Genomic DNA, 3,839 nt, shown 5'->3' with positions numbered 1-3,839 from the left:
TAAAAAAGACAATTTCTATATTATTTCAATAGAAATTGTCTTTTTTCACTTATCCAGATACTTTATGTCCCGAACTCCATTTGAATTACTTGATGTAATGAATTGTGATGCAATGAAGGCTATAGTAGAAAATTTTAGAACAGATACACTTATGCATATGGCTGCATTACTTTCTGCAACAGCTGAAAAAAAACCTTTGCAGGCTTGGGATTTAAATATGAGTGGGTTAATGAATGCTTTAGAAACTGCAAGAATGTATGACTTACATTTCTTTATGCCAAGCTCAATTGGGGTATTTGGTGCGTCTACACCTAAGAAAGACACACCTCAAAATACAATTCAACAACCAACAACCATGTATGGTATAAATAAAGTAGCTGGGGAATTATTATGCCAATATTACTTTAAAAAATTTGGTGTTGATACACGTAGTGTAAGATTTCCAGGGCTTATTTCACATGTCAAAGAGCCAGGCGGAGGTACTACAGATTACGCAGTAGAAATATATTTCGAAGCGGTTAGACATGGTCACTACACGAGCTATATCGCTAAACATACTTATATAGATATGATGTATATGGATGATGCTATTGATGCGATTATTCAACTTATGGAAGCGGATAGTAAGAAACTTGTAACACGCAATGGTTATAATTTAAGCGCAATGAGTTTTGAACCAGAGATGATTAAGAAAGAAATTCAGAAACATATTCCTGAATTTACATTAGATTATGATGTCGATCCAGTAAGACAAATGATTGCAGATACGTGGCCAGATAATATTGATACCAGTTATTCTCGAAAAGAATGGGGCTTTCACCCAAAGTATAATTTGGCTAAAATGACAGAAACAATGATCCGAATGATTAAAGAAAATAAAGAAAAGACATAAGTTCATAATTAAAAAGATGCCTTTGGAATTTGACTCTCTTTTAAAGTGTAAAACAAGAAAAGGGTTTCATTTTTTATTTAGTTTGAATTTTTAGAAAATTTATTGAATAGACTATATGAGATTGCTATAATTTATATTAAATCTTATTCATGAAAATTATTAGGAGGCTTCAACATGTCAGAAAAAGTTAGATTTGAACAACGTGACACACTTAAAGAAAAACCAGAAGGAAACCTTGGATTTGGACAATATTTCACAGACTATATGCTAAGTGTAGACTATGATGAAGAAAAAGGTGGTTGGCAAGAATTAAAAATCGTTCCTTATGCACCATTTGAAATTTCTCCAGCAGCTCAAAGTTTACATTATGGTCAAGCTGTATTTGAAGGTTTAAAAGCATATAAACACAATGGAGAGGTCGTATTATTCCGTCCAGATCAAAACTTCAAACGTATCAATGATTCATTAGCACGTTTAGAAATGCCTAAAGTAGATGAAGAGTTATTATTAGATGGTTTGAAACAACTTGTTGACATCGAACGTGATTGGGTGCCAGAGGGTGAAGGTCAATCTTTATATATTCGTCCATTCGTATTCGCTACAGAAGGTATTTTAGGCGTTCGTGCTTCTAAAAAATATAAATTATTAATTATTTTATCTCCATCAGGTGCTTACTACGGTGGTGATACATTGAAATCAACAAAAATTTATGTTGAAGATGAATATGTACGTGCAGTTCGTGGTGGTGTAGGTTTCGCTAAAGTAGCAGGTAACTATGCAGCAAGTTTATTAGCACAAACAAATGCTAATAACTTAGGATATGATCAAGTATTATGGTTGGACGGCGTTGAACAAAAATATGTTGAAGAAGTAGGTAGTATGAATATTTTCTTCGTTGAAAATGGCAAATTAGTAACACCTGCGTTAAACGGTAGTATTTTACCTGGTATTACACGTAAATCAATTATCGAATTAGCAAAAGAATTAGGATATGAAGTAGAAGAACGTAAAGTATCTATTGATGAATTATTTGAAGCTTATGATAAAGGCGAGTTAACAGAAGTGTTTGGTTCAGGTACTGCAGCAGTCATTTCTCCAGTAGGTACATTAAAATATGAAGATAGAGAAATTGTGATTAATAATAACGAACCTGGAGAAATCACTAAAAAATTATATGACACTTACACTGGTATCCAAAGTGGTAAATTAGAAGATAAACATGGCTGGAGAGTCATTGTGCCGGAATATAAATAACTTGTAACAACAAGCTAGAAACGTTATAACTATGCGATTTCTAGCTTGTTGTTTTTTTAATAATTATAAATTGAATACGTTATTGTTAAAAACTAATATAATTAACAAACTTCTCAGCAACTTTTTCACGTTGTTTTTCGGTAATATGTGCATAAACATCCATTGTTGTATTAATATCGCCATGTCCGAGTCTATCTTGTACTTCTTGAATAGATAAGCCCGCTTCAAATAATAATGAACAATGAGTATGTCTAAAACCATGAATTTTAATTTTTTTAAAGTTATATTTTTTACATAGTTTATCCATTGCTTTATTGGGGTGTTGCACTTGAATACGTTTATTTGTTCGTAAATTTGTAAATAAACATTGTGATTTATTACGTCCATGCATTAAACAAAGTTTACGTTGTTCTACACGCCATTTTTTTAATATTGAAAGAGTACGATCATCAATGCTTATAACTCTTATAGATGAATGAGTTTTAGGAGGTTGTATAATCTCTTTACTGTTAAGTCCAATAGTAACAGTTTTATCTATACTGATTGTTTTATTTTTAAAGTTTATATCTTCCCAAGTTAAAGCCATTAATTCCCCTCTACGCATACCAGTAAATCCTAAAAAGCGAAACATAGCATAATACATTAAATCATCTTTAATAAGTTCTAGAAATTGTTTTAATTCATCACTAGAATAATAGGTTAAATGTTCATTGCTTTTATTTCTTGTTCTTTTCGGTAATTTAGTATATTTAAATGGATTCTCATGTATTATTTTTAACATAACGGCATATTCAAATACATTATAGAATGTATGGAGCAATATCGAAAAGAGATGAAGTTTACTCACTTTGAATTATTAAATGATACTAACAGTGAAACAAACAGTATAGGTATGAAAAATAAGTATGAGAGATTGTGTAATATAGTTAATGATTTAAATCAATTAATAGATGAAGCGGACAATGAAGCTAAAGAGATTATGCGCTTTAGATATTAGGTGTGTACGATTGACTGTTACGATTAGAAAGATATAGCCGATTACTTCAGCATAAGTAAAACAAGTATATTACGTAAATGTGAAGCTATAATCAGACGTTTAGAAATACTTATAGACTATGTGTAAAGATTAATTACGCGTTTTGTATATTAAGTATTAAATAAGAATTTAATTTGTTAGTATCTAGAGTAAAGGTTTGTTTTTCTGATTTTTAAATTTGACTCTCATTTGTGTTTTAAGAGCCATTAAATCGTTTTGGGTATAAAAAAATATATATAAAATACCCTTGAACGCTCTAAAAAGTACCTTAAAATTGCAAATAAGGGTATTTTAAGATTTAAGTAGTTCTTGTGATAAGTTTTACTAAAAGGGAGGCATCTTTTTGGTTATTCATATTTTTTGTACGCTTTTAATATTAATTGCAATTGTGGCGCTTATAAAAAATACAGTAAGTGATAAAAAGGATAAAAAATTAGAGGTTTTATCTAGCGTATTACTTTTAATATCATCAATTTTACTTTTGATTTATGAAATAATTAATAATTAAAATATGTATTTATGCCGAGAAAATTTATTGATGTTGAGAAGAATCCTTAACTAAACTTGCAGACGAATGTCAGCATAGCGTGAGCTATTAAGCCGACCATTCGACAAGTTTTGGGATTGTTAAGGGTTCCGAGGCTCAACGTCAATAAA

General features: G+C 30.5%; 5 protein-coding genes. 4 read left to right on the top strand and 1 reads right to left on the bottom strand.

All coding sequences use genetic code 11. The annotated features are described in order from the left end of the window. Positions 1 to 892 (top strand): NAD-dependent epimerase/dehydratase family protein (locus tag AC2FB1_RS10960; RefSeq protein WP_490675263.1); only part of this gene is annotated, 892 nt, incomplete at its 5' end. 174 nt (positions 893 to 1,066) lie between these two features. After that, positions 1,067 to 2,146, top strand: a complete 1,080-nt coding sequence (locus AC2FB1_RS10955; RefSeq protein WP_490675262.1) for a branched-chain amino acid aminotransferase — start codon at positions 1,067 to 1,069, stop codon at positions 2,144 to 2,146. Between the two features lie 85 nt (positions 2,147 to 2,231). On the opposite strand, the gene AC2FB1_RS10950 is transcribed toward AC2FB1_RS10955, so the two are convergent. Then, entirely contained in the window at positions 2,232 to 2,927 is a 696-nt protein-coding gene (locus AC2FB1_RS10950) for a site-specific integrase (RefSeq protein WP_490675261.1), read from the bottom strand. A 30-nt stretch (positions 2,928 to 2,957) separates the two neighbouring features. Here AC2FB1_RS10950 and AC2FB1_RS10945 point away from each other — a divergent pair, with 30 nt between their 5' ends. Both AC2FB1_RS10945 and AC2FB1_RS10940 read left to right on the top strand, forming a co-directional pair. Beyond that, positions 2,958 to 3,143, top strand: a complete 186-nt coding sequence (locus AC2FB1_RS10945) for a hypothetical protein (protein ID WP_141755530.1) — start codon at positions 2,958 to 2,960, stop codon at positions 3,141 to 3,143. 382 nt (positions 3,144 to 3,525) lie between these two features. Continuing rightward, positions 3,526 to 3,690 (top strand): hypothetical protein, encoded by a 165-nt coding sequence (locus AC2FB1_RS10940; protein ID WP_049431113.1) that lies wholly within the window; start codon positions 3,526 to 3,528, stop codon positions 3,688 to 3,690. Positions 3,691 to 3,839: the final 149 nt, after the last annotated feature.

This window comes from Staphylococcus sp. CoH_129_LAB_1 (assembly GCF_058191515.1).
Note: the sequence above shows the minus strand (reverse complement) of the source record. Positions and strands in the feature narration are given on the sequence as shown.

Coding starts and splice junctions, on each gene's coding strand:
- AC2FB1_RS10955 (WP_490675262.1), top strand. CDS start 1,067: ATGTCAGAAAAAGTTAGATTTGAACAACGTGACACACTTAAAGAAAAA.
- AC2FB1_RS10950 (WP_490675261.1), bottom strand. CDS start 2,927: ATGTTAAAAATAATACATGAGAATCCATTTAAATATACTAAATTACCG.
- AC2FB1_RS10945 (WP_141755530.1), top strand. CDS start 2,958: ATGGAGCAATATCGAAAAGAGATGAAGTTTACTCACTTTGAATTATTA.